At 48.6% G+C, this 26,278-nt stretch carries 19 protein-coding genes; 9 read left to right on the top strand and 10 right to left on the bottom strand.

The annotated features are described in order from the left end of the window. Positions 1-34 precede the first annotated feature (34 nt). Together ACOJUN_RS17610 and ACOJUN_RS17605 are read right to left on the bottom strand one after the other, a co-directional pair. A complete protein-coding gene (locus ACOJUN_RS17610; RefSeq protein WP_422133214.1) occupies positions 35-1,609 on the bottom strand; it encodes an autotransporter outer membrane beta-barrel domain-containing protein in 1,575 nt (524 codons plus the stop codon). A gap of 110 nt (positions 1,610-1,719) precedes the next feature. Next, entirely contained in the window at positions 1,720-5,955 is a 4,236-nt protein-coding gene (locus tag ACOJUN_RS17605; protein WP_422133213.1) for a hypothetical protein, read from the bottom strand. Between the two features lie 318 nt (positions 5,956-6,273). On the opposite strand from ACOJUN_RS17605, the gene fnr reads away from it, so the two are divergent. The 3 genes from fnr (at position 6,274) to ACOJUN_RS17590 (ending at position 8,337) form a co-directional block, all read left to right on the top strand. Beyond that, positions 6,274-7,032 (top strand): fumarate/nitrate reduction transcriptional regulator Fnr, encoded by a 759-nt coding sequence (gene fnr, locus ACOJUN_RS17600; protein ID WP_422133212.1) that lies wholly within the window; start codon positions 6,274-6,276, stop codon positions 7,030-7,032. A 34-nt stretch (positions 7,033-7,066) separates the two neighbouring features. Continuing rightward, the gene (locus ACOJUN_RS17595) at positions 7,067-7,606 is read left to right on the top strand and encodes an adenine phosphoribosyltransferase (RefSeq protein WP_422137089.1); all 540 of its coding nucleotides are present in this window, start codon (positions 7,067-7,069) and stop codon (positions 7,604-7,606) included. Positions 7,607-7,815: 209 nt separating this feature from the next. Further along, entirely contained in the window at positions 7,816-8,337 is a 522-nt protein-coding gene (locus ACOJUN_RS17590) for a hypothetical protein (RefSeq protein WP_422133211.1), read from the top strand. Between the two features lie 5 nt (positions 8,338-8,342). Here the strand turns inward: ACOJUN_RS17590 and ACOJUN_RS17585 are convergent, their stop codons facing one another. Further along, a complete protein-coding gene (locus ACOJUN_RS17585) occupies positions 8,343-8,678 on the bottom strand; it encodes a TraR/DksA family transcriptional regulator (protein ID WP_317145896.1) in 336 nt (111 codons plus the stop codon). A gap of 356 nt (positions 8,679-9,034) precedes the next feature. Between ACOJUN_RS17585 and ttcA the strand changes: the two genes are divergently transcribed. Further along, complete coding sequence (gene ttcA, locus ACOJUN_RS17580; RefSeq protein ID WP_422133210.1) at positions 9,035-9,955, top strand: tRNA 2-thiocytidine(32) synthetase TtcA; 921 nt, start codon at positions 9,035-9,037, stop codon at positions 9,953-9,955. Positions 9,956-10,142: 187 nt separating this feature from the next. On the opposite strand, the gene ACOJUN_RS17575 is transcribed toward ttcA, so the two are convergent. Then, positions 10,143-10,976, bottom strand: a complete 834-nt coding sequence (locus tag ACOJUN_RS17575) for a glucosaminidase domain-containing protein (protein ID WP_422133209.1) — start codon at positions 10,974-10,976, stop codon at positions 10,143-10,145. 433 nt (positions 10,977-11,409) lie between these two features. On the opposite strand from ACOJUN_RS17575, the gene ACOJUN_RS17570 reads away from it, so the two are divergent. The 3 genes from ACOJUN_RS17570 (at position 11,410) to ACOJUN_RS17560 (ending at position 14,681) form a co-directional block, all read left to right on the top strand. After that, positions 11,410-12,021, top strand: a complete 612-nt coding sequence (locus ACOJUN_RS17570; RefSeq protein ID WP_422133208.1) for a Yip1 family protein — start codon at positions 11,410-11,412, stop codon at positions 12,019-12,021. Between the two features lie 143 nt (positions 12,022-12,164). Next, a complete protein-coding gene (locus tag ACOJUN_RS17565; RefSeq protein WP_422133207.1) occupies positions 12,165-12,677 on the top strand; it encodes a SprT family zinc-dependent metalloprotease in 513 nt (170 codons plus the stop codon). Positions 12,678-13,028: 351 nt separating this feature from the next. Further along, a complete protein-coding gene (locus tag ACOJUN_RS17560; RefSeq protein ID WP_422133206.1) occupies positions 13,029-14,681 on the top strand; it encodes an AMP-binding protein in 1,653 nt (550 codons plus the stop codon). Between the two features lie 139 nt (positions 14,682-14,820). Here the strand turns inward: ACOJUN_RS17560 and ACOJUN_RS17555 are convergent, their stop codons facing one another. Next, a complete protein-coding gene (locus ACOJUN_RS17555) occupies positions 14,821-16,518 on the bottom strand; it encodes a glycoside hydrolase family 36 protein (RefSeq protein WP_422133205.1) in 1,698 nt (565 codons plus the stop codon). Between the two features lie 127 nt (positions 16,519-16,645). Further along, the gene (recQ, locus tag ACOJUN_RS17550) at positions 16,646-18,475 is read right to left on the bottom strand and encodes a DNA helicase RecQ (RefSeq protein ID WP_422133204.1); all 1,830 of its coding nucleotides are present in this window, start codon (positions 18,473-18,475) and stop codon (positions 16,646-16,648) included. 156 nt (positions 18,476-18,631) lie between these two features. On the opposite strand from recQ, the gene ACOJUN_RS17545 reads away from it, so the two are divergent. Continuing rightward, a complete protein-coding gene (locus ACOJUN_RS17545) occupies positions 18,632-19,237 on the top strand; it encodes a YecA family protein (RefSeq protein WP_422133203.1) in 606 nt (201 codons plus the stop codon). 78 nt (positions 19,238-19,315) lie between these two features. Here the strand turns inward: ACOJUN_RS17545 and ACOJUN_RS17540 are convergent, their stop codons facing one another. Continuing rightward, a complete protein-coding gene (locus ACOJUN_RS17540; protein ID WP_422133202.1) occupies positions 19,316-20,677 on the bottom strand; it encodes a substrate-binding domain-containing protein in 1,362 nt (453 codons plus the stop codon). A gap of 177 nt (positions 20,678-20,854) precedes the next feature. On the opposite strand from ACOJUN_RS17540, the gene ACOJUN_RS17535 reads away from it, so the two are divergent. Further along, on the top strand, positions 20,855-23,086 hold the full coding sequence (locus tag ACOJUN_RS17535) for a tyrosine-protein phosphatase (protein WP_422133201.1): 2,232 nt from the start codon (positions 20,855-20,857) through the stop codon (positions 23,084-23,086). Between the two features lie 41 nt (positions 23,087-23,127). On the opposite strand, the gene ACOJUN_RS17530 is transcribed toward ACOJUN_RS17535, so the two are convergent. The 3 genes from ACOJUN_RS17530 to pheT all read right to left on the bottom strand — a co-directional run bounded on the left by ACOJUN_RS17530 (position 23,128) and on the right by pheT (position 26,247). Further along, the gene (locus tag ACOJUN_RS17530; protein WP_317145885.1) at positions 23,128-23,496 is read right to left on the bottom strand and encodes a MerR family transcriptional regulator; all 369 of its coding nucleotides are present in this window, start codon (positions 23,494-23,496) and stop codon (positions 23,128-23,130) included. Then, complete coding sequence (gene ihfA / locus ACOJUN_RS17525) at positions 23,468-23,779, bottom strand: integration host factor subunit alpha (RefSeq protein WP_317145884.1); 312 nt, start codon at positions 23,777-23,779, stop codon at positions 23,468-23,470. Before ihfA ends, ACOJUN_RS17530 begins: the two co-directional genes overlap by 29 nt. Positions 23,780-23,868: 89 nt before the next feature. Then, the gene (pheT, locus tag ACOJUN_RS17520; RefSeq protein ID WP_422133200.1) at positions 23,869-26,247 is read right to left on the bottom strand and encodes a phenylalanine--tRNA ligase subunit beta; all 2,379 of its coding nucleotides are present in this window, start codon (positions 26,245-26,247) and stop codon (positions 23,869-23,871) included. Positions 26,248-26,278 lie beyond the last annotated feature (31 nt).

Below are 26,278 nucleotides of genomic sequence, written 5' to 3'. Positions count from 1 at the left end.
GAATAGCCAGACAGCCCGGTTTTTGTGGTAACAATCAGAAAGATCGTGTGTAGCTCAGCTGAAGGCCATCACTGGTACTGCGACTGGATCGAATCGCCGTATAATTCATGCTCAGACTGGATTGCCCGGACATTGTGGTGTTGTAGCCCATACTCAGATACAACCCATTGTCGTTAATCTTCTGAGCCCGATATTCTGACGATGCATGCTGGCCGGTATTATTAACTGTGTATCTGGACTTTCCACTCAACACCGTCTGCTGCTGGTAGCCCGCAGAAAACTTCAGGGCCGAGGGGGTACCCCCGGTTTCATTCAGTAAGACAAAGTCACTGCCCAATCGTAAAATCGATTGCTCAAAAGACTGCCCGCGCACAGCCAGCGCTCCGTCAGACAAGCCTTTCTCTCTAAAGCCATCCGACTCTGAATGATGATAAAGGAACTCAACCATAGGTGTGACGGTAAGACCATCGAGCCAGTTATCCATATCGATGTCATAACCCAGGGCACCGAAGGCATTCCAGTCGGTGCCTGAGCGATAGGCTCGAAGTCGATGACCATCGCTACCCGTGCGTTTGCTGCTGTATTGTTTGGTACCAAGAGTCAGGGCTCCATCAAACTGCCATTGATCCCTCTGCCAGGACAGGAACGGACCAAAGTGAACAGACTCTATGGAGCCCGAACCCAATTTCTGCTGAAAACTGGCTGATGTTTTCCGGCTACCCAGCATCAGGCCGACAAGGGTATTTTCAGTGGCCTGAGTGAATACTCCGACATTCAGCCCGTGACTGTCGGCATTCATTCCCTCTAAACCAGGCAGTGATGAGTAATGGGATTTCGAACCATAAGTTTGTACAAAGCTGTGCCACTGACTGCTCTCACCGCTCTGCAACTTCCCGGTAGATGTTTGGTTACCGCCTTTCACAGTACGTTGATCCAGACTGGCATTATCAAGAAGAAAAGCCTGACCATTGCGGTAGAAATCCAGAATCTGACGCAGATCACTCAACTGACTGAACAGCGCCCGGGTAGTAGCCATTTCCAAGTGGCGTGAGCCATTTAACGTCGCCTGAGCACTGGGAGACGGATGAAAGAGCACTTCTCCGGCTTCAGGCAGAGACTGATCAATCAGTGACTGCAACTCACGACTGGCAGCCCCTTTCTCAACTCTGACAACCACCCATTTTTCCTGAGCACCTTTTACCCCATCGACAGGTTTTCCAGGCTTTTTCGGACTTGCAGGATCTGTCGGGATGAGACTCGAATCCGAGTCAGGTTTATGATTAACGTGCGCTTCTCCGCCTTCACCACCGCCTCCGTCACCGCCATTTTCAAGGAGCCTGAGAGTAATTTCATAAGGCTTGTCTTCACCGGGATTAAAAAAAGAGACCGGTTCAACCAATACCGGAGCAGGTTTATCATCACTGCCGTTGTCCGGGCCGTATAGCCATTGACCAAATTTGTAGGAGAGTCCGCCAAGCCCAGTCCCCAGCAGGGCCGTTCCCCCGGTCACAATTATGGCCGGATCAATGGCCAGCACTGGCAATGGCAACACAGCGGTTGCCAACAGCATGACCAAGACCATAGATAATTTGAGCGATTTTCTGGCCATAATTCCCTCCCCCGGAGTACTGATTTAATTCCTTCGGGGGACTATGACCGATTATTTTCAGGATTTGACTAACAAGGTTGTTATATTAACGGTTGTGTATTGCCCGCTTGCTAACGAAACTTTTGCATTATATTGACAGCATCTTCCTGCCGGAGCCAGTCGATAAGCTTTTGCTTCCTCTGTTCCAGCCTGACTCGCGGACTCTCTGGCCCGGTTTCTTCATCGGAAGATTCAGACCAATCCAGCTCTTCAAGCTCCCGGTCAATTTTCTCCAGCTCATCCACTGCAGAGCTCACTTGCTGGTAAAGGTAAAACTCTTCCTGATAGTCCAAATCTTCAGGCAGCTGCTGCCAGAGCGTCTCATTCTCAACAGAATCCTCAAGGCTGTCGACTTCAGACTGGGTCGAATCGTATTCTGATGGCGGATTGTCTTCATCGTCAGAGGCACAAGAAGTTAAATCGTTAAAGCCCCCTGAATAGTGATCTAAAAAATCACTATAATCCCATTTCAATCCCACAGGGTCATCGAGCTGCAGACTGCCCGGGTCATTTGCCGTCGACTGCAATGACGAAAGCACGGTTATCGCTGTGGGTGAAATCGTCTGGGAGGAGTCTTTAAGCCTTCCATCCCTTCGCAGTTGATCAACAATAATGTCTTGTAGCTCGCCCATGCCCCATTCCAGCGCTTTTGTTGTTAATCCACGATATTCCAGTTCAGCGATCAGGTATGTCCGAAGGGCCATCAATTCTTTGAAGTATGCCCTTGAGCGAAGCTGTTCCTCATTCAGGGCCTGCTGCCAGCTCTCAAGAGCTTCTTCGCCAGCCAGCTCAATCTCCCAGTCTCTGGCGTCATCGTCATAATCGTCAATGCGGTGAATATAATCCAGAGGTTCGGTCAGCATGGCTTCCAGACCTGCCCCGAGACGGGTTTCATGTTCATCAACGGCAATGTACTTTTTAACCACTTCCAGAATTACCCTGGGGTAGTCTTCATCAGGAATCTCCGACAGTGGCATTTCAGAATGCTGTCGAACAAACTGCATCTTCAGCGTATTGATCTGACTGAGATAATCTGCTGACTTTTTTTGCTCCAGCAAGAGATCATCGCGCACCCGTTCCAGCGCCAGGGCTTCGGGATCTGCTTCAGCCTGAATAACAGGATGATTCTTCACTGTCATGAGAGTCCGTGACAGCTCTTTCGCTTCCTGTCTTGATGCCTGCAGCGAGGCTTCAGCAGCAACCAATTCTTCAGCAAACTTGTCTGCCTGTTCAGGGTCGCTGCCCTTTTGCAACCCATTGAGCGTTCTCAGAGCTTCAACCAGCTTAACCTGAGTTTCCAGAGTCTTGGTCTGACCCTCTATTTCCTGAACTTTCAACAGATAGTTCATATCATGGAGCTGTTCGACCTGACGTTTGAGAGCGGTCATTTCCTGTCCCGTCAGAACAACGATCTCCTGACATTCAGACTTCAGCCGGGACAAGGTCCTGGTAAACTCATCAGCATTACTTTGAAACGACTCATGAGGCGTTTGCAAATACCCCCCGAGGAGCGACAGCTGTTCCTCAATGTCCCTGAGCTTACCTTTGAGCTCTGGCAACGTCTGAACATCAGCCAGAGATTCGCTTACAAGATTGTCACTGGCACTCAGCTCTCCCTGTAATTTTTTGACATTGCCTTGTGCTTTTTCCAGCTCGTCCACGACTCGTTGATGAGCTTCTTTATCAATGCCTTCGGGTTTTGACCTGAGCAGCTCAAGCTCGTTGGTCAGGGAATCCAGTCTGAATTGCAGTTTAGCCCCGGAGTCTTCCAATTCTTTGAGCTTTAGCCTTCGCTCTTCGGACTCTATCTTGGTTGACTGCAGCTGAACGGATACAGCACTCGCTTCCTGCTTTGTGGCATTTAACTGCTCCGAGACCTGAGCGAACGCCTCTTCAACTTGCTTAAGTCTCTCACTCATTTCATGAACTGAGTCGTTTTTGCTGATCAGGTCCTGCTGTAATTTTCTGGCAAGAAGCTGACTCTGCTCAGCTTCAGATTTGGCCTGCCTGATTTGCTGTTGCCAGACTCTTCTTTTTTTCTGACCTCGTTTATTATTAAACTGAGTGACTTCTTCGAGCAGCTGCTTATTCATACTGCTCAGCGCCTGAAACTGGAGCTCCAGGTTATGCTTTTGCTCCTCAACCTTTCTTGAGTGGTTTTTGCTATTCAGCGAATCACTGGTCAGTTGATCCACGTGATCCATAGCGCTGACCACAGTCCCCTCTATGGCCTGGCTGCGCAGAGACTCATACTCTGCATTCAGGTCAAATGCCTTCTGCTCAGAGCTTTCCAGAACACTTTCTGTTTTCTGTAAAAGGTCGCGAACTTCCCTGATCTCTCTATCTCTAACCAGCACCTCTAGTCTCACCCGGTCCAGTTCGGCTCTGAGCTGTTGATTCGAAAGCTCACCCTGACTGATATTCTCCTTAAGGCCGGTATAACTTTCCTGCAACAATTTAAGCTCATTCTTTTTCTCTTCAAGCTGACGCTCTGTCAAGACGAGCGCATCCCGATCGGTCTTTTCCTGTTCCCTGAGATGCTGGATCTGCACCTCCAGCAAACCTTTTTCTTTAGCAGCGGCTGCTTCCCGTTGCTTAAAACCATTGAGCTCTGCTGTCAGCACTTTTCTGGAACAAGCCTCATGTTGCAACTGAACTCTGGTTTCCTGGAGCAGTTCCCCCTGAGCCTGCAGTTCTTTTTCAACATCCTTGAGACGCTGAGTCGACTTATGGGCTTCTACCCAACGGGCTCTGACCATCTGCTCTTCCCGGGTGAGCAGATCAATCTGCTCCCGATAAAACTGATTCTCGGAAGCGACCTTTGCTGAGTTATTGATCAACCCGGCCTTCTCTTTTTGCAATTGTTCCAGATCTGACCTCAGTTGCCTTTCCTGAATGCGTTGAGCCGCCTTATCCTTCTCCAGCTGATTCTCCAGCTCATGCTGTAACATCTGACTGCTTTCAAGCTGCATACGAACAGCATTAAGTTCATCAATGACAATCAGGTAGTCCTTATAGGTTTTGTCTTTATGCTGAATGGCAGAACTCAGCTGAGACTCCAGGAACAGTGCCTTCTCAGTAGCCCTCTCCAAATCAAGCTTTTGGGTAACCGCCTCATCAGAAACCGTCTTTACCTCCGTTTCCAGAGATCGAACTGTCTGCTGGGTTTGAAACAGCTGGTTTTGAATAGCCTGCTGATCGGCTCCTGCCTCCATCAGCATCCGCTCGGCTGCCCTGAGTCTTCTTTGCAATGGTTTAATGGTGTCTCGCTCAACGGCTTTCTTTTGCAAAATCAGTGCCTGAATGTCAGTAGTCTGATGGTTTTTCTGCCGATTCAGCCTTTCAAACTCAATATCTTTTTCTTTAATGGTTTCAGTCAGAATCCGTGCTTCATCTTCAAGCGCCTCGACCTTTTCCTGAAAAAGCTGAAGTGTCTCTTGTAACCTCAAATCCTGTTGTTTTAACTGCTGGCGATCTCTTCCCTTGTCACTGCCTTGCCTGTTCCTGAGCGCCTCACTCAGTTGTTCAACTTCATCAAGCACTTCCACCATCTCACGATCAACTTTCCTGTGCTGCTCAGTCAGTGTTTTCAACTCACCAGCCAACTCTTTTTGCTGTTTCTCCGCAGCCCTGAGTTTTTCGATTCTATGTTGCATTTGTTTAAAGTGTTCTTGCCCTGATGCCAGATCCGCTTTTCCCGGGAGCAGCTGGTCGGCCAACTCTGCTTTTCGCTGTTTCTCCAACTTCAGCGCGTCTTCTGCCTCACGGAGCCTTCTATCCAGAGCCTCTGCACGCTCAGACTCTCTTAGCTCCAGCTGTTCCCGAATGATTCTCTGGGGTTGTGCATGGGTAATGACAAAATCAGTCAGTTGCTTTGAACGTGTTTCCAGCTCGCCTGAATGGGTCCGCAGATAAAACAGGTAGCCCACCCCTGAACATACAGCCAGTCCGGCAGCAACAGGCACCGATACAGAAGCGGCCCCGGCGGCAAAAGCACCGACGACCAGAACCCCGGTTCCCTTGGCTATCGTGACAGCAATTCTGCGGCCATCCCAGATCGCACTTTTTTGAAGCCGGATACGATGCGCCTCTTCAAGCTCAGCACACTCGGCCTCTTCGAGCTTTAATGCCCTGAGTTCCTCAATTGTCAGCTCACCCTTTCTGGCCATCAGGATTTGCTTTTCCTGTGGTGAAAGATCATTGAACGTCAAATCCTCAGCGGCAACGAGTTCCTCAAAGGTTCGAGGTTCAGCCACTTGCACGGTTGGAGTAAACAGAATCCCTGTCACTGAGCTGAGCAGACTCATGGCGTAAATCTCCCTGATTTACGAAATTGTATTCAGTACAGTTATCGACACATTGGCGCTGAAGAACATCTTTCTTGCATCATAGGTATTGATAGCGTTCACAGCCTTCTCATCAAGCTCAATGACTTAACTGCCAGGCAACTGATCAAGTACAACATTTTTTTAGTGCGGACTTATCGCAACCCAGTAAGGATTTTCCGAAAAAGCCTTAAGTATGAAGGAATTACGCTTTAGTCTCGGAAAGCACAGACTTACACTTTGGTAGCATTTTCAATAGAATCGTCAGCGATTTCGCCAATACGACTTTGAGGCCACTCAATGACGTCAAAGCCCAATGTACGACAACCTGGCCATGTGGCCTGCAGAGACTGCAGTCTTAGCTCCCTCTGCCTACCTCTGGCATTGAATCTACAAGACATTGACCAGCTTGATCGCATCATCAAGCGAAGCCGCCCTCTCAAGAAGGGGGAACACCTGTTCCTGGAAGGAGACCGGTTTACCAGCGTCTTCGCTGTCCGTTCCGGGGCCTTAAAAACTTATACCGCCACCAATGAAGGTGAGGAACAGATTACGTCTTTCTATCTTCCCAGTGAGATATTGGGCCTGAGTGGTCTCGATACTGACGTCTACCCGGTCTCTGCTCAGGCCATGGAAACCACCATGATCTGTGAAATCCCCTTTGACCAGCTGGAAACGCTATCCGACCGATTCCCGGAGTTGCGTCGTCATATGATGCGCCTGATGAGTAAGAAGATTCGTGAAGATCAGCAGATGATGATGCTATTGTCCAAGAAAAACGCTGATGAAAGAATTGCGACCTTCCTGATCAACCTGGCCAGTCGTTTTCGTCGCAGAGGCTTCTCATCCCAGTCATTCCGCCTGTCCATGTCCCGCAATGAAATGGGCAATTACCTGGGACTGGCTGTAGAAACCGTTAGCCGGGTATTTACCCGGTTCCAGAAAAACGATCTGATCTTCGCAGTGGGCAAAGAAATTGAAATCCGTGACCCGATTCAATTATGCTCCCTGGCGGGTGGAAAGTCTGTCGGTTTGGAACAGATTATCTCCTCCGCATAAGCGCACCAGGAACGGACATTAAGGGAAAGATATGATCGTTGACGAAGCTTATCTGAAAGCACAGATTAGAACCGTTTCTGACTGGCCAAAGCCCGGCATTCAGTTTCGGGATGTGACCACTCTTTTCGAGAACCCCAAAGCCTGGCGGTCGGTCATGGACAGCCTCATTCATCGCTATATGGATGTTGAGTTTGACCGGATCGGCGCTCTTGATGCGCGGGGCTTCCTGATAGGCTCTGCATTGTCATATGCCCTGAACAAACCACTGATCCTGTTTAGAAAAAAGGGAAAGCTGCCCTACAATACTGTCGCTCAGGATTATGAACTTGAGTACGGGAAGGCAACGCTTGAAGTTCATGCAGACACTATTAAGAAAGGCGATAAAGTCATTCTGGTTGACGACCTGATTGCTACAGGTGGCACTTTGCTTGCGGCCGGTCAACTGGTCAGACAACTGGGCGGACAAATTCTGGAAGCAGCTGCCATTATGGATCTTCCAGACCTTGGTGGTTCAAAGATACTAAATGAAGCAGGAATTCCTGTCTTCTCACTGTGTGAATTTGAAGGGGAGTAGTCTCCTTCTTTTCTTTCCCGGCACCCCACGCCTTTCAACGCCTTCGCAACTTTCAGGTATTCAGTTTTATCGGAAAATGACTATCAGGGGCTGCTGTGGTTTTCACACCCGAAGTATGCCCTGGTTAAATTATGCTGTACTTAAGAATTTTCTGAGTGCTACGATAATCTGAATAATGAAAATAATGCTCTAAGACAAAGGAAATCCCGATGGGTATTTGTGCAAAGGAGCTGCGCCACTACGTTGTTCGCCCGACCCTGAAGCATTTAAAAATGTGGAGTCCTACGGCAGAAAATCTGCTGCTGGGAACAGCTGCCAGAGAATCCGGACTGGGTTTTCATCTTAAACAGGAACACCATCAGGCTCTGGGAATTTTTCAAATCTCGCCCAGAATGCATCGCAATATCTGGGACCATTATCTGGCGAAGAAATCCGACCTTTCCAGTTTGATCCGGGGACTGGCCAGCCAGAGAGAATTTCTGGCTCATCCGCATCTGGAATTAGCGACCAATCTCTCTTACGCTACCGCCATTGCCTGGATGATTTATTATCGAATCGATAAGCCAATCCACAAGGTGCCCCACGATGACGTCTATGCCTTGGGTAAGCTTTGGCATAATTACTACCACCGTCACCACCCCGGCCCCATTGAGAGCTTTGTGGACAGTTACAAGGCTTTAATAACGAATTCTATGGAAGAGTCAGTGTCAGAGAGTCTGAAGACTCCCTAACGCTGTCAGCTGGCACGATCCCGCTTTTCTGCACATTTGATGCAAAGATCGGCGTAAGGCATAGCTGCCAGACGGGCTTCAACTATCTTGTCACCGCAGCCGGTACAGAAGCCGTAATCATCATGATTCATACGATCCAATGCTTTGTTTATCAGATTAAGTTCAGCCCGGGCATCATTACCCAGCTGATCAATAACCTCATCATTTTCCCTCTCCTGCGCCTGCTCCGACCAATCGGCATTGGCTCTGCGAGTCATATCTTTATTGATGTTTCCGAGCCGGATATTCAACTCGTCTCTGCGAGATAATAACCAGACTCTCAGTTTCTCGTAATCAGCCATGGAAGTCCCCTGAATAAATGTCCACGATTATTCTGTGTATAAACGACTGGAACCTGTGTCCCTGCGCATTTTGTCCATTAGATAAGCATAGCTTCACTTAACCATATTTCGACAGCTCATTCACAATAGCAGCCGTCAGCCCTGTGAGTTCGGGAGGTAACTAATTGGTTAGGTACTTATAGCTGCTGCTGTCATTATCCCTGATGCCTATCGTGAAACCTTTGATTATAATGTTGTGAATTTTCGGGATCTTGCCCGTTTCACCATTATCCAGAGCAGTAAGTCACCCGGTTTAACCGCCCCCTCTAAGGGCCTTAAATGAAGTTGGGTACTTTCAGAGACAAGACAGAACCAAAATGCAGAGCCAAACAAAAAGCGCAAAAACCCACTTCAACAAACTACAGAAACGCCTGAGACGAGAGGTAGGTCGGGCCATCGCCGAATACAACATGGTTGAGGACGGCGACCGCATCATGGTCTGTCTGTCCGGGGGTAAGGACAGCTATACCCTGCTGGATATTCTGCTGAACCTGAAGACTTATGCGCCGGTCAATTTTGACCTTATCGCAGTCAACCTTGATCAGAAACAGCCTGGCTTTCCTGAACATGTACTGCCTGATTATCTGGAAACCCTGGGTATTGAGTACCGCGTTGTTGAGGAAGATACCTACTCCATCGTCAAAGAGAAGGTGCCTGAAGGCAAAACCACATGCGCACTCTGCTCTCGGCTGCGCCGAGGCATCCTCTACCGCACGGCCAGCGAACTGAAAGTCACCAAGATTGCCCTGGGCCATCATCGGGATGATATTCTGGAAACCCTGTTCCTGAACATGTTCTATGGCGGCAAGATGAAAGCCATGCCGCCCAAACTGGTCAGTGACGACGGTCAGCACACGGTAATCCGTCCTCTTGCCTTCTGCCGTGAAAAGGATATTGTCCGTTTTTCCGAGTTTAAGGCATTCCCGATTATTCCCTGCAATCTCTGCGGCTCTCAGGAAAACCTTCAGAGGGAGGCAATCAAGGCTATGTTCACCGAGTGGGACAAACGCTTCCCCGGCAGAATGGAGAGCATGTTCAGAGCTCTGAGGAACGTAGCGCCCTCCCATCTGGCAGACAGCTCACTGTTTGATTTCAACAATCTGACGGCGGATGGTCAGCCTGTTAAAGATGGAGACACTGCGTTTGACCCGGTGGATGTACCTCTGTCCTTCAGGGATGAAAACGATGAAGAGGAAAAGCCTGAACAAGCTTCCATTGTGAATATTGTTAACCTCTGACACGCACACTCTTGGCTTTGCTTTGGCCAGGTTCTTGAATCACTCCAGGAACCTTGCTGATGCAACACGCCTTCCCTGGCTCGTTACTTTTATCCAACCCCTCCGGTATTCACCGGAGGGTGCTGCCTGCTGCTGAGGCATCAGCAATATAAGTGCAATCAATGGCTACACTATTGCTCTGGGCAGACTAGTGGCCCGTTAGAGGCTTTTCCAGATCGTACTTCAACAAATCATTACTCTCAATCATGGATACCAACTCTTCTATATAATCAATACCTCTGGAGGAATAGGCATAAAGTCCCTGTGCCAGTACCGGCCCGGTAACCGGGTGTCCCATGGATTTTCTTTTTGAACGCAGCTCCCTCAAACCCTCATAATGATGGCTGGTATTGAGGTTATGCATATACGACCGTACCGATGCCTCCAATGAAGAAAACTTCCTGACTTCGTAGGTCGCACCTTCCGGACGCTCACCAGGAACAACACCACAGCCCGGAGTAAAACACCACTGGCCAAAGTAGTTGTTGGCTTCAACGGCAAACCTTGAAGTCCCCCAGGCCGACTCGTTAGCCGCCTGCACCAGAGCAAGCGATACCGGGATCTCGTCCGCCCTGTGCAGCAGGTCGTCATAAAGCGCATCACTGACTTTAAGCTCTTCATCCACTCTGAACTTTCGGGCCATGTCCAACAGCCACTTTTCTTCGCTTTCATGCAGAGCCGATTTTTCCCTGAGCATCTTAACTTCCTGACGAATACCCGCCAGACGCTCATTCTCTTCATCAACCATTTGCTTCACGTGGGCAAAGAACTGACTTTTCTTCTTATTGACGTCCTCAATGGCAGCAAAGTCGGGAATATTCTTTTGAGCCTTTTTTTCAACCTTGACTTCCTCCCTGGTGACCTTTTGCACCTGTTCTATTGCGGGCTCTTTAACAGGCTGAAAATCTCTGTTGTACCCGCTTCCCAGAGCAACGAGCCCTGCCAGCAGTAAAAGAAACAAACGATCAATTCTAGTCATCATGGTCTATGTCATTCTCCTGAGCCCGTCCGGCAAAAACGAAACTATTTAGACACTACTTTTTAACAAAAACGGCTTCGCCTGAAGTCATGTAATCATTCCGGAGTTCTATGATACTAACCGTTTAGTCTCACAATCCACCAAACCAGCGAACTGAACCAGACAGTCATGCCGAAGCCTTTATGAGACTGATAAACGAGGAAATAATTGCCCTATTATTCAATAAAAGAACCTGTATTGGGACGATATTACTTTACTTCGTATAAGAAATATGTAAACACTGAAGTCAAGGCTATCGAACGATCCTGTTGAACAGGAAGAGCCGATGCCTGTCACAGTGAATAATAACAACATATTAGCCGCTGTTTTGTAGCTGATAACTTAGCAAAACGTAAGGATTACCAGCTACTGGTACAGCCATAACGGAGGTTGCACCATGATATTAAGTCACTTTTGGGGGCTTCTCTTTCGTCCGAAAGAAGAGTGGACCGATATTCGGGAGCACCCTCCCGGCATTATTCGCCTTTACCTGGGTCAGGTCATATGGCTGGCTGCCCTGCCAGCGGTCTGTACTTATCTGGGGACGACTCGAACCGGCTGGACAGTCCCGGGCAGTGATCAGGTCGTCAAGTTAACGGAAACCAGTGCTGCTTTCATGGCATTTTTTGCCTGGCTGGCCATACTGGCGGGCGTTGCCGTTATGGGTGCATTCATCCAATGGATGGCAGAAACCTTTGGCAGCAAACCCAACATGACACAGAGTGTTGCGTTTAGCTGTTATACCGCTTTACCACTCTTTCTGGCGGGCCTGTGCGGGCTTTATCCCTCTATCTGGCTGACTATTGTTGCTGGCACTATCGCCATGACCTGCTCAGCCCTGATTCTGTATTCCGGTTTGCCAACCTTTATGCAGATACCTAAGGAGCAGGGGTTTGTCTATGCCAGTTCTGTGCTTTGCATCGGGCTGGTTGTTCTGGTCTCGATTATGATCACTACCGTGATCTTCTGGGGTATGGGTGTAAGCCCCGAATACATTCAAGTTTACTGAAGTTCAGCGCCAAGCCAGATGAATTAAGCTGTATCATCTGGAAGCGATGCCTTGATGAAACCTGCCTGATTATTCCAATAAACCCACTGTACAGATACAATCCCTCTGCTATCCTCCCATGAGTTTTCCAAGTCAGCCTGTTTATGTCGAATATACAATGCCCCTATTTGCCTACCGTTGAGTTACGGGTCAGTGAGCTTTACTGCCTGGCCGAGCGGCATTTTCTTAAACGATTTCCACGCCCCCGGATCAGTCTGAGTTTAAGAGGCGAAACGGCCGGACAAGCCTGGACCGAAAAAAACCTGCTTCGTCTGAACAAACAACTGCTCAAAGAAAACCAGGAACATTTTCTGAAGCATACCGTGGGTCATGAAGTCGCACACCTCATTGCCCACCAACTGTTTGGCGGAAAGATCCGCCCCCATGGCAGAGAGTGGCAATTGATTATGCAAGAGGTGTTCAGACTCCCGGCCCGGAGAACCCACAGCTACAACACCAGCAATGCCAGCAAAAGACCATTCCTATACAGTTGCAGCTGTGCAGGAAAGACCATCCCGCTCAGTTCCATTCGCCACAACAGGGCCGTAAGAGGTGCAGTCTATTTGTGCGCCCAGTGTCGAGAACCTTTGAAATTCGTTGAGAAAATCAACGTTTGATGATCAGTGCTTCAGGGGGAATTGCGGATCAATTATCGTTAAATTTTTTAAAATACAATAAGTACTCAGCCATACGGAATCGAATATTTCTGGCTTATTGGACAGGTGCTCTGCAAGGCGCAACAACGGGAACATAGCAAGCTATGTGACCAGAGTTGCAACGCATCACGACTGCATGGATGCAGGAGCTAGAGCAACGCAGGAGCAGTTGCCGCGAGTGCCTGAACAATAAGTCAGAAAATATGATTTCGTATGGTTGAGTACTTAATTGTTGTATCTATCCATTGTACAAGTTAGAGTTCATCCGTTAGCTAATGTTAGCAACCAAAGAATGTACGAAAAAATAATAATATGAAAAATCGTAGAACCCCCCTGGCACAAATGCAGCTAAACGTTGCAAGGCATCCCGATAAGGTCTGGCTTAATCAGCCTGACAACAGGCAATGGACTTCTTACACTTGGGGGGAAGCTGACGAGCAAGCCCGCAAGATCGCTCAAGGTCTTTTATCCAATGGAATATCAAAGGGCGATAAAGTCGCCATCATCGCCAAAAATTCAGCCGAATGGTATATTGCTGATTTAGCCATCATGATGGCAGGCCTGATCAGTGTGCCGATATACCCAACAGCTGGGGCAGACAACATAAAATATGTGCTTGAGCACAGTAATGCAAAGGCTATTTTTGTTGGCAAACTGGACAGCACTGAAGCCCTTTCAGAAGCAATGCCAGATGACTTTCTCAGCATCTCATTTCCATACCCTACACTTGATTGCAAAGAGCAGTGGCTTGACTGGTTGAATAATTATGAGCCACTAAAAACACTCCATAATCCGGATATCGACGATCTATTTTCTATTATCTATACCTCAGGCAGTACAGGCCTTGCCAAAGGCGTCATGATCAGCCAGAGAAATGTAGCTTCTTCGGCCATGGCTGGAGGTGAGAAGTTTTTAACAGGTCAAGAAAGACGGGTAATGTCATATTTACCCCTTGCCCACATTACTGAGCGATGCGTTGTTGAACTCCCATCAATTTATTACTCTGCCGAGATTTTCTTTGTCGAGTCCTTAGATACTTTTGTCGATGATGTTCGCTATGCACGCCCCACTGCTTTTTTATCAGTGCCCAGATTATGGACTAAGTTTCAGTCACAAATTCTGGCCAAAATGCCCAACAAAAAGCTACAAACTCTTTTGAAAATCCCCATTATCGGTAAATTAGTAGCAAAGAAAATTCGCACTGCTCTGGGCCTGCAGGAAGCTAAAATTTTCGGCTCTGGTAGCGCACCTATCTCTCCAGAGGTTTTGAAGTGGTTCCAAAAGTTGGGTATTCGTATTAGCGAAGGCTGGGGTATGACCGAAACCTCAGGCTTATCATGCAGCAACATCCCTTTCAAACCCGATGATATTGGCACAATAGGCAGCCCTCAATCTTGTGTCGAAATGTCACTTTCCGAGCAAGGAGAAGTGTTGATTCGAGGAGAAGCGGTATTTAAGTCTTACTACAACAATCCTGAAGCAACAGACGCTGCCTTTGAGAACGGCTGGTTTAAAACAGGTGATAAAGCTGAAATAACCTCTGAGGGTTCATGGAAAATCATTGGTCGGGTTAAAGAACAATTTAAAACCAGCAAAGGCAAATATGTTTCTCCGGTACCTATCGAGTCGAGCCTCGGTCGTAACCCGGATATCGAGCAGGTCTGTGTTATGGGGATTGGGCGCAAACAACCTATAGCAATGATTGTGCTGGGAGAAGGCGCTTCAAAAGATCGTGACCAGCAAAAAGAACAATTGGTCAGCACGATGACATCGGTTAATAATGAGCTGGAGGCTCATGAAAAGCTGGATCATATCATAGTCGCCAAAACGACCTGGAGTATTGAGAATGAAATGCTCACTCCAACACTGAAGCTAAAGCGGGATGAGCTTGAAAAGGAATATGGTCATTTTTTAACTCTGAAACATGACTCAGAAGTTATTTTTGAAGAGGAAATAGGCAGTTAAAAAGTGAAAGGTACAGTCTATTTATGTACCCAGTTTCGACAGCCTTTAAAGTTCGTTGAGATAATCTGCGTTTGAAGACCATTGCTTCCAGGGCAATTAAAGAGAGGTAAAACCTCTGTTTTTTGGGAGTGAGCCTCTCTTACATCGAAGCAATGATCGCGCGACCCGTTAGCCCGGCTGCCAATAAAACCCTGACCTTTTGAACAGGCCCCTCAGTGAGCTTCTCGCCGCTCCAGTAATCGTACCAATAAAGAGGGTGATCGGAGGTCAATGTCACCTCCCTGGCATTCTCGTTGTAGTTAAATAAACAGTGGAGTTTTTTACCCTCTGTTAATGCCAGAGAAGCGTGATGTAAAGACAGTGAAGTAAATTGAGCGGCGTCTTGACTATAACGATGGCGCAGTATCAATTTGCTTAACGTCGTTTTAGCAAACGGAGTAAGATCAGGCAGCGGATCGCCCGAAAGCAGAAGCCCGCCACTGGCGAGTAATACATTGCGATGAAAGTCATAATTACAGGGATCCGTTGATTGATTAGCAAGCGAAACAAAGGTGCCGCAATCAGGATCAATCTGCCACAATTTACGATGCTGCCAACTACGATGGAAGGTTTCTTTCGCAATTTGCTCAAACCGCTGAGCGCTCCGCTCCACATCGTCCGAGACTCTCATGGCATCAACAAGTCCTAAAGACGGCCACATGGGTGCGTTACACCCAAGTAAAAGAGCATCCTGAGCGCCCTTCGCTATTGCCTCCATACCCATTCGGTACGCCTGCACTCCGGTGACGCCTCTCTGATAACGTTTTCCTTTGAGCGTTCCCCAGTAATTGGCATCAAGTTTAAACAGCTCAACACCCCACTCTTCTCGCATGGTTTTGACTATGTGAGTTAGATGAGCCTGTACCTCGGGGTTCGATGTATCCAATACGTACCAGGGGGTACAACGCCAACCTCCGTAGGTCACATCTTCGGCCTTGAGGAGATCACCGTTATGATGGCGAACAAACCACGATGGATTCTGTTTAAACACTTCTGACTCAGGCTGAGCAATAAAAGGAGCAAGCCAAATCGCCGACTTTTTTCCTTTGCGCTTGATATCCGCTATTAATTCTTTCACTCCTCCAGAAAATTTATCCGACGGAGTCAACCAGTCGCCCATAAATGCCTGATAACCATCATCCAACAGTACCCACTCCAGATCGCTGAGATCTCCCGTCATTACATTCAGATTCTGGCGGATATTGTCCTCGGTGACATCAGTATAATAGACATACCAGGAACACCAGCCAATGGGGGCTGGTTGCACAACGCCTGCCCTTACGGGGTGATGCTGAGCAATCAACCCTGCGTATTCCTGATAAAGTTGGGGTAAAGAGCCTCCAGTTAGCACGACGACAGATTCCAACTCTCTGCTGCCCCAGTCCTGAGGAGAAGTTCCTTCCCCATCGATAGAGGCTGAGACCAAAACACCTCTCTCACCACTGACTATTTCGAAGTAGCCCGCATAGCGATGACAACAGGTAAAACCAAACAGGGTGTACTCCACTGAATCGTCTACAACCAAGTAGTTGTAGTAACGCTTTCCCTGCTGCTCTCCATAAATCCGGTAACTACTGCTGTTATCCGGACATCGACCAATATCAACCGGTTTGTCGTACGTCCCGGTGGTTTGCGCCAACATCTGAAATCCATCACCCAGCAAAGTCGCACTATGACCAAAATCAAACTCACTGGTGAATAGCTGATAGTTGTCCGGTATTGGATCGTTATGTAAACCGATATAGTGAAAGGTCACCTGGTTTTCACGAGCTTCATCCAGTAGGTCTGGATTTGCCAATGTGATTTCTCTGTGACACGGTAGATGAATGCTATGAGACATAAGAACCTGCTAAAGCCGATAAAAAGAAAACCGATAGCGTGATTCGAAAAGCACCCATACTCCAGCATAGAAAAAAATACCCGGATCAAACAGTCGAAACAACAAACCCGGATATTAACTCTACAAAGGTCTGCCCATATTTTTCCAGCTTATACTCACCCACCCCTGAAATATGAGACAGAGCTTCCAAACTGGCGGGTTTAACCGCTAACATTTCATAGAGTGTTTTGTCATTAAAAATGACATAAGCAGGAACACCCTGCTCTTCCGCCAGCTCTTTACGACGCGCTCTCATGGCTTCCCATAATGGACGATCATGGTCGTCAATAATAACTCTGCCCTGATCCACTCTCCGGGTTTTGCGTGCTGCACTCTCAGAGGCGTATTCAAAGCGATCCTGACGGAGCAATAATCGCTCACTACCTTTGAGCAGAGGACGGCATTTTTCATTCAATTTGAGAGCCCCATGCCCTTCTACATCAACATTTATATACCCTCTGGACACCAACTGCCGGAAAATTGAGCGCCACTCACTCTGTTTGAATTCACTACCTATACCAAAAGTGCTTATCCGTCGGTGACCAAATTGACTGACTTTGGCCGTTTCTTTGCCAAGCAGAACGTCGACCAGATGAGAGACTCCAAACATTTGCCCGGTCCGGTAAACACAGGAAAGGGCTTTTCTGGCGGCTTCCGTACCATCCCAGGTCGTCACCGGCTCCAGACAAAGGTCACAGTTGCCACACTTATCTTTCAAGGGTTCATCAAAATACTCCAGCAACACCTGACGGCGACAACCCGTTACTTCACAGAGAAACAACATGGCCTCCAGCTTTTGCTGCTCAATTCGCTGAATTTCAGGCGCTGCGGTAGAATTCGACTGAATCTGTCTCAGCAACATGACGTCCTGAAGACCATAAACCATCCAGGCAGTAGCCGGGAGTCCATCACGACCGGCCCGACCGGTTTCCTGATAATAAGCTTCGATACTTCTTGGCAGGTCCAGATGAGCAACAAAACGAACGTCAGGCTTATCAATCCCCATTCCGAATGCCAGGGTAGCAACAATAATCATGCCGTCTTCGTTGAGAAAACGATGCTGATTATTCTTGCGATCGTGAGCTGTCATACCGCCATGATAAGGCAGTGCTTTTCGGCCCTGGGCATTCAGCCAGGCAGCAGTATCCTCCACCCGTTTTCTGGAAAGACAGTAGACTATGCCCGAATCATCAGGGTGCTCTTTTTCCAGAAATCTCAACAATTGCTGCTTACCCTGCTTCTTCTGACTGATGCGGTAAAAAATATTGGCCCGGTTAAAGCTGTCAACAAACACCCTGGCCTGCGCCAGACCCAGACGTTCGATAATTTCCTGTCGGGTTCGTTTGTCTGCTGTGGCGGTCAGGGCAATTCTGGGAACCGTTGGAAAACGTGTTTTCAGTACCGAGAGCTGCAGATATTCAGGCCTGAAATCGTGCCCCCATTGCGACACACAGTGAGCCTCGTCAATAGCAAACAGAGAAATCTGTATCCGATCCAGCTTCCTTAGCATCATTTCAGTCATCAGACGTTCGGGAGCAACATAGAGCAGGTCAATATGCCCGGTGAACAGCTCCTGCTCTATTCGGTACTGCTCTTCCATGGAAATGCCCGAATTCAGGCTTTCGGCCCGAATACCTATCTGCTTGAGATTACGGATCTGATCTTCCATCAGGGCAATCAGAGGGGACACAACAATAGCTGTACCCGCCATAACCAGAGCCGGTACCTGGTAGCAAAGTGACTTACCACCGCCAGTAGGCATAAGGACCAGCGCGTCACGCCCTTCTGTGACCTCTCTGATGACCTCTCCCTGGAAGCCACGGAAAGATTCGAACCCGAAAGTATTTTGCAGAACATTCAGAGCAGGATCAGTCATTACAGTCCAATGCACATTTAAACGACGGTGATTAATTAGATAAGAAAAGACAAACCAGTATACCATCAAACTGAGGACCTGACCGAGAATAGACAGGAATCTTTCAGAAAACTACTGTAGACTCCCCGGTTTTCATTCATACCGGATTCTCTTTAAATGCAGGACATCTGTTCTACTCTGGAGCCGCTGCTGAACAGGTATGCGGATGAGGAAGGTTTTACTTTCCACGCCATCCATGGCTTCTATAGCGCCATGGCTATCGTCCCGTTCGAATTGAAGACCGATGTGCGTAATGAGATTCTGTTTGGCACTCGGGTAACACTCTCCGGGGAAGATTCAGCCCTTCTGGAACAGGCTCTTGATCAGTTGTCACGAGCGATAGATCGACAGTTCAATGAAGAAGAAGGCTTTGAGCTTTCCTGTGAAGAATTTGCCGACCCGAATGATGAAGACCTGCTGGACTGGTGCTGCGGTTTTCTTCAGGCTCATATGATGACGGAAGAAGAGTGGTTCCGAGAGAATGAACAGGAAGTCAGTGAACTGTTGCTCCCGGTCATGCTCGGCTCTGGTCTGTTTGACGACGAGCCTGAGTTCGAAGCTATTCTGGAAGACGAAAAGCTGACTGAAGATATGTGCAGCCAGATACCTGAGGTGTTGATGGAGCTTTATCTGATGTTTAACTCTCCAGAGGAGGCCAGCGGCAAGCCGCCAGCCAATAAGTTAAAATCAGCCCGCAAGGCCCCACCGCGCAGGCACCGGTAACATAGTCTGCACTGCTCAAGAAGGAAGTGAACAGTGCTTCATGCTATTGTACCGCCTTTATGAAATTTATCGGTGAATTCAAAAGGAGGCCGCCACTTGATTGGATTCACTGTCTGCTTTGACCCAGACTTCCACCCGGCGGTTTCTTATTTTACTGGCCAGACTCTCTGCTGAAGACAATGCCATATACTGACCGTAACCCCGGTACTGGATTTTCTTCCGTGGAACTCCAGCCTTGACCAGAGCTCTTCTGACCACATCAGCCCTGAGCTTAGCCAAAAGATCTGAATTTCTCGATTGCGCCCTCTGATCTGCGAAACCAATTAACAGAACCTCGCCTGGCTGTCGATCAATGAAACGCGCCAGCCTTTCAATATCATTGATAGCCTTGTTATCAAGCTGGGCACGCCCCTGAGCAAAGCGGAAATTAACAGACGCACGGTCAAACTGGTCAACAATCCGCTGATAATCCTCTGGTGCAGACTGCACATCAGGGCTCATCAGCTCAACCGCCTGATGAACATAACCAACAGAAGCTACGACAGGTTGTGCCTGATCGCTGGTTGCAAAACGGAGAAAGTCGAGAGCATCAGGATCAGCGTCCTTTTCTGGCAGATACATATAAAGACGGCGACTCAGAACATAATCTTCCGTCGAAACATGCAGCAGCTCAGGCTTCAATGCTCTGTCAGTGCCTTCAGAAACCATCAATGGTCTGGCTCGACCAATGGTATTCAGGCTGACAAAACCAATGCCCCCCGGGGTCGATGCCACCTTGTCAGAGACATCGGCATTGGACTCAAAACGCATGGCAGTTGGGTCGAGCTGGTATTTTTTGGCCAACACGAGGTTTTTGAAAGTATCCCAGGTTCCCGAACGATCATCGCGGGCAAACAGCGAAACCGGCAGATCGGCCCCTCCCAATTCTTTCCAGTTCTTCACTTCACCAGAAAAAAGACGGGCAATATCTTTGATATCCAGCTTGTTAATACTGTTACCCGGATTCACAATAATCGCCAGACCGTCAATGCCAACAACATACTCTGCTTCCAGACTGCTGAAATCGCCCATGCCAGACAACATGGCCTGCTCTTTAGTCTTTATCGGTCGTGAAGCGGCGGCAATCTGTCCTTTCCCGCTGGCCAGTGCTTTAAAACCACTGGATGAACCATGTGCAGCAATAAAGATGCTGACCAATTGACCCTTAGCGGGTAAAAAGCCAGTCACTTTGACCTCATTATCCAGACCGGTCGGGAAAACACCTACGCCTTCTGCCCCCAGATACTTGAGATAGGACTCAGCTAATGATGGCCCTAATCTGGCACCCACAGTATTTGAGCCATGAATCGAGAACAATAATTCTTCTTGAGCCTGAGCGCCAAAAGAAACAAGAGATAAGAATGAATAAAACAGCAGAGATCGGAATGTTGTTATTGTCATGAGTAAATTTCAGAGCACACTTCTAATTTTTCGGTGAGTCTATCGGCGAATTATGACAGAAATATGACACCCATTAACGATAAACGCCTGTCAGCGCCGCTTGACCCTGACTCTGTGGAAAATGTTACATAGCCTTTTATACTGCAAGAATCAGGGAAGATTCTCAGGAGAGAGGTTGTGGGCAATACAATTAATAACGGCGGGACTTCTTCAATAGGCCATTCTCAAACAGCGGGCGCTGATCCACAGAATTCAATAACCAAGACAGTCAAGGTCAACGGTAAGCTCTACAATTGCAGTGCTTCGAAAGTCTGGGGTTTGAGAGTTGCACGGGAAGTTCTCGGTGTTCACGGTCTGGTTAAACCCGTCTATGACCACTTCCATGGCAAGTTGCATGAACATCTCGCTGATAATACAGCGACCCCATCAAAAGCGCCTTCAACACCGCTCTCAGAAAGAAGCACCCGCCCACTGCCCAAGCTTCCCAACCAGATGAACGAGCAACCCAGGACCCATTCTAAACCTGCTAATACACCACTTGCAGTCAGAAACAGCAGTCCTGAAACCCAACCGGCTAAAGCCCTGAAAGCACCGGAAATCATTAAAAACCTGGAGCATGGCAAATTTGAGGATAAATCCGGCTTCTCACTCAACAAGTTCTCGGAAGCCGTCCAACAGCTCTCTACTCCGGATATCAAGGAATTGATCTTTCAACTTAGCCAAAAGGACGACCCTGGTTATGATACGATCATGCAAGAAGTACGAGAGATTTATGCTGAAAGAAAAGTCACCGAGGGGCTGAAAGAATTTGGTGATAATGTGCAGGGTCTCAAAGACAGATGCGCCGGACGCTATGCCAATTCCCCCAAACTTGCAGCTGCGGTGTTTGCAGAGATTGATCGTCAAGTTGGTCTTCAGGAACCCCCCGACTCCCGATCCCTTGAACTTAAGGAACTGACTCCGTCCTTGCAGTGTGTCTATGGGTCAGACCATGGATCTCAACTTGAATTTGGCACTTACCAGGGAGCTTCGCTTAACTTGAGTCAGGAGTTCCCCTATAAGCCTGACGACTCTGAAATTAATACGCAATACAAAAAGATTAAAAGCCCACAGATACAAGGAAGGATCGATAACCAACCTTTCTTCGAAAAGGCACATCCAAAATTTTCTGACATCCATCTTGGCAATAGAGACAAAGGATTTGCACCGGGAGCACCCTATCATGCCGCAAAAGTCGACCTGCCTGGTGGCAGCTTTATCGCGAGTCAGGGGCCACTTGAAAACACAGAAAACAACTTCATAAAAATGCTTGCTCATCATCGTCCTGCCGTATCCGTTTCTCTTGTTAACTCCAAAGAACTCGAAGATCCGGAAATTTCCCATAAACCAGATAAGAAGCGTTCTATCGAAGTTGGCCCTAAGGAAGTCGGCGAAGAAAAAGACTGTGGCGGCGTTAAGGTTAGACTGGATGGACAATACTCTTTTGATGAGGGTAAAGTTACCGTCAAACAACTCTCCATTAATGGGGAGACACAATTCAGGGTTTACGATAAAGGCTGGGCAGACCATAGCGCCGGCACCCCGGAAAGACTGGCAAAACTGTCGGTACTGGTTGAAAAGTTACGTCAGCACCCCTCTGTTGCAGCCAGGTCAAACAACCCCACCGTCGTCAACTGCAATGCGGGAGTCGGCAGAACCGGAACCTTCATCACGATTGATAACAGCCTGCGGCAGTATCAAAAAACGGGTGAGGTTCCCCGGGATTTCACTCAAACCATTACTACCGCGCGCCAGGCCAGGAACAAATTCGTGCAAACAGCAGGACAGTTCAATACCCTGACAGCGGTTCACGGACAGTTCACACCCTTGTTTAATCCCTTATTGAAAGAAGCAGGTCTGACCGTTGCGACACCTGCTACCCCTCAAAAAGCCCCGGAGCCCAAAGATAACGGACTGGGGTACGGCTCAGAAGATTATGCCGTCGTCAATAAGCAAGCGCGAGATGCTGACAGACTCAGAAGAGCCAATAGGGATGACACTTACGTCAATGTCAACTTTGCAGATAAAACAAAAACTTCTGTTGAAAAGGCTCCAGACTTACCGCCGGTAGCAGCGAAGAGAACAAGAAACAATGGCCCTAAAGATGCCGATGAATTGCTGGATAAAATTACTGGCGGCGGGTATGGAATGACAATACAAACATTCGATAGACAGACGCTGACCACTGAACTTACCCGTGTCTTGCGTCAGGCAAATAAGATTCAGGATCAGGAACAGTTCGTTGAGATTTCTAAATACACCAAGACCTTGAAAGCAGATAAAAACTGGAGTGAGATAGGCCAGCTTATTGATAAAATCGTCAATAACCACACGCAAAACGGCCCCCCGCCCACTCCTTCCCGAAGGTAAATTATACCGGCATCCGCCGGTATTTTTTTATCTGCATATTCTCACTTGGAAGGAATCCCATCCAAGGCATCGACAACATCTTCCAGTTCAGCAATGGTTTGCCGGATCAGTTGTTTGTACTGGGAAGCGTCCAGCTTCTGCACTTCGCCTTTGAGATGATTACGGGCGCCGTCAATGGTAAAACGCTTGTCGTAGAGCAAACTGCGAATTTGCCGGATAAGCAGCACATCCTGTCGCCGGTAATAACGACGGTTCCCGCGCCTGACCGGTTTTAACTGCGAAAACTCCTGTTCCCAGTATCGCAGGACATGGGATTTGACCTGACACAAGTCGCTGACCTCACCGATGGTGAAGTAACGCTTGCCGGGAATAACAGGGAGATCACTCTTCCTGAGCTCTGTTTCCTGCATAAGCCTCGACTCGTGACCTGAGTTTCTGACCAGGCTTGAAAGTCACCACCCTGCGAGGAGAGATAGGAACCTCTTCGCCGGTTTTGGGGTTTCGGCCGGGCCGCTGACTTTTGTCTCGCAGTTCAAAATTACCGAAGCCGGATAACTTGACCTGTTCATTATTCTCTAATGCCTGACGGATCTGTTCGAAAAACTGCTCGACCATATCCTTGGCTTCGCGCTTGTTCAAACCGAGTTCTTCGTGCAGACGCTCGGCTATGTCAGCTTTCGTCAGAGCTCCCATGGATAACTTCCGCTCTCTTATAACCAGGGCAGCGAACTGTCGAGCCTGCTCAGAAAACAGGCTCAATACAGAGCGCTCGCATTGGCTGATTAGCTTCGGAGACTGGCACCAAATTCCGATCCCAGCCGACTTACGATGCTGTCAATCACTTGATTAACTTCTTCGTCTTTTAGAGTGCGGGAAGCGTGCTGCAAGGTCAAGCCCAAAGCAAGACTCTTATGACCTTCCGCAATGCCTTTTCCGGCATAAACGTCGAAAATACGAACATCTTTCAACAGCTCAGAGGCTTCTTCCCGAATGACCTGGTTCAGACTGTCAGCCGCCACTTCCTGCTTGACAAGCAAGGCCAGGTCACGACGAACTTCAGGGAACTTTGACAGCGGTGTGAACTCTGTTACTTTGCCCAGGCTCATCGCTTCCAGACTTGCCTCAAACATGATCAGCGCATCATTCACCTCCAACTTTTTCGTCAGACTTGGGTGCAGAGCGCCTATATGACCGACCACCTTGCCATCACGAACCAGCGCTGCACACTGACCTGGGTGCATGGCATCGTGGCTGCTGTTTTCAAAACGGAACTCCCCTGCAGCACCACCCAGTTCCAGCAGAGCTTCCACATCCCCTTTCAGGTCGTAGAAGTCTGCGGGCTCCGCTTTAATCGCCCAGCTTTCAGGGTAGCGACTGCCTGTAATCACGGCAGCAATCTGATTTTCCTGCCTCAGAGAGTCGCCTTCACGAACGAACGTCTGACCGGTTTCAAACAGACGAACACGGCTCTGCTGACGATTCAGGTTGTAGCTGACTGTTTTAACCAGGCCCGGTAGCAGAGATGTTCGCATGACAGAAAGATCGCTGGCGATGGGGTTCGCCAGAACCACAGGCTCACGCCCGGGATCAAACAGCTGATGCAACTTCGGGTCAATAAAGCTGAAGGAGACCGCTTCCTGATAGCCACGAGCAACCAGAATACGACGAATATCCCCTTCTTTAACTCTGTTTTCATCCACTTGCTTAAGCTTTAACAGAGCCGTTGGGATGGTTTCTGGCAGTCGTTCATAACCGTAGATACGACCCAGTTCTTCCACCAGGTCTTCTTCTATAGAGATATCAAAGCGCCAGCTTGGCACAGAAACGGACCACTCACCTTCGGCAATAGAACTCATCTCCAGACCCAGTCGTGTCAGCAGAGCTTCAATCAGGTCATTCTCGATGGTAATGCCCAGCAGAGAAGCCACTTTTTCAGCTCTCAGCTTGACTGTGCTCAGTTCAGGCAGCTTGTCTTCGCTCACTGCCTCGGCAACAGGACCTGGCTGACCACCGCAGATTTCCAGAATCAGGGCGGTTGCTCTCTCAATGGCCTTACGCTGCAGCTGGAAGTCCACACCACGCTCAAAGCGATGGGAAGCATCGGTGTGCAGTCCGAAGGAACGGGCTTTACCGGCAATGGTAATGGGATCAAAGAAAGCCGCTTCCAGCAGCACGTTACGGGTGGTTTGTGAGACACCAGAGCCTTCTCCGCCCATCACACCGGCAATACCCAGAGCCTGCTGCTCATCGGCAATGACCAGAGTCCCGGTATTCATAATGACTTCCTGTCCGTCCAGCAGAACCAGCTTCTCCTGCTCATGGGCCATGCGAACAATCAGGGAACCCTTCAGGGTATCCAGATCATAACCGTGCATAGGCTGACCCAGTTCCAGCATGACATAAGCGGTCACATCAACAACGGGATCAATGGAACGAATACCGGAACGACGCAGGCGCTCAATCATCCACAGAGGGGTAGGTTGAGTAATATCAACATCTTTCAGGATACGGGTCAGAAATCGTGGCGCCCCTTCTTTGGATTCAACAGCCACCTTAAAAGTATCATCAATCGTTGGGGCTACCGGCTCAACCTGAACTTCGCTGACATCAGCCAGGAAGTTCGCACTGACTTCCCGGGCCAGACCCGCAATGCTCAAACAGTCACCCCGGTTTGGCGTCAGGTCAACATCAATAATCCTGTCATCCAGGCTCAGGTACTCTCGGATATCCTGACCCACAGTAGCATCCGCTGGCAGCTCCATCAGGCCGTCTGAAGATTCAGCCATGCCCAACTCTTCTTCCGCACAAAGCATGCCGAAAGATTCCACGCCACGCAGTTTAGCTTTCTTGATTTTGAAATTGCCCGGCAGAACGGAACCGACTGTTGCAAAAGGTACACGAATACCCACACGGGCATTAGGCGCACCACAAACCACCTGGAACTCTTCTGAACCAGTACTGACACGAGTGACACGCAATTTGTCAGCATCCGGGTGTTGTTCACAGGCAACAATTTCACCCACAACCACACCGGAAAACTCGCCTGCTACCGGGTCAACGTCGTCCACTTCCAGGCCAGCCATGGTGATCTTATCTACCAGCTCCTGAGTGTCCGCTTCCAGGGCAACCCACTGACGTAACCATTGTTCACTGAATTTCATAGACTTTTCTCAACTCCGTTATTCGATCTGA

This window comes from Endozoicomonas sp. ALD040, assembly GCF_049275945.1.
Taxonomy (GTDB): Bacteria; Pseudomonadota; Gammaproteobacteria; order Pseudomonadales; family Endozoicomonadaceae; genus Endozoicomonas_A.
The sequence above is the reverse complement of the archived record's forward strand: the minus strand, read 5'-3'. Positions and strand labels throughout refer to the sequence as shown.

Bases quoted from the DNA above. Each gene is read 5' to 3' on its own strand.
- ACOJUN_RS17610 (WP_422133214.1), bottom strand. From the start codon at position 1,609: ATGGCCAGAAAATCGCTCAAATTATCTATGGTCTTGGTCATGCTGTTG.
- ACOJUN_RS17605 (WP_422133213.1), bottom strand. From the start codon at position 5,955: ATGAGTCTGCTCAGCTCAGTGACAGGGATTCTGTTTACTCCAACCGTG.
- fnr (WP_422133212.1), top strand. From the start codon at position 6,274: ATGACGTCAAAGCCCAATGTACGACAACCTGGCCATGTGGCCTGCAGA.
- ACOJUN_RS17590 (WP_422133211.1), top strand. From the start codon at position 7,816: ATGGGTATTTGTGCAAAGGAGCTGCGCCACTACGTTGTTCGCCCGACC.
- ACOJUN_RS17585 (WP_317145896.1), bottom strand. From the start codon at position 8,678: ATGGCTGATTACGAGAAACTGAGAGTCTGGTTATTATCTCGCAGAGAC.
- ttcA (WP_422133210.1), top strand. From the start codon at position 9,035: ATGCAGAGCCAAACAAAAAGCGCAAAAACCCACTTCAACAAACTACAG.
- ACOJUN_RS17575 (WP_422133209.1), bottom strand. From the start codon at position 10,976: ATGATGACTAGAATTGATCGTTTGTTTCTTTTACTGCTGGCAGGGCTC.
- ACOJUN_RS17570 (WP_422133208.1), top strand. From the start codon at position 11,410: ATGATATTAAGTCACTTTTGGGGGCTTCTCTTTCGTCCGAAAGAAGAG.
- ACOJUN_RS17565 (WP_422133207.1), top strand. From the start codon at position 12,165: ATGTCGAATATACAATGCCCCTATTTGCCTACCGTTGAGTTACGGGTC.
- ACOJUN_RS17560 (WP_422133206.1), top strand. From the start codon at position 13,029: ATGAAAAATCGTAGAACCCCCCTGGCACAAATGCAGCTAAACGTTGCA.
- recQ (WP_422133204.1), bottom strand. From the start codon at position 18,475: ATGACTGATCCTGCTCTGAATGTTCTGCAAAATACTTTCGGGTTCGAA.
- ACOJUN_RS17545 (WP_422133203.1), top strand. From the start codon at position 18,632: ATGCAGGACATCTGTTCTACTCTGGAGCCGCTGCTGAACAGGTATGCG.
- ACOJUN_RS17540 (WP_422133202.1), bottom strand. From the start codon at position 20,677: ATGACAATAACAACATTCCGATCTCTGCTGTTTTATTCATTCTTATCT.
- ACOJUN_RS17530 (WP_317145885.1), bottom strand. From the start codon at position 23,496: ATGCAGGAAACAGAGCTCAGGAAGAGTGATCTCCCTGTTATTCCCGGC.
- ihfA (WP_317145884.1), bottom strand. From the start codon at position 23,779: ATGGGAGCTCTGACGAAAGCTGACATAGCCGAGCGTCTGCACGAAGAA.
- pheT (WP_422133200.1), bottom strand. From the start codon at position 26,247: ATGAAATTCAGTGAACAATGGTTACGTCAGTGGGTTGCCCTGGAAGCG.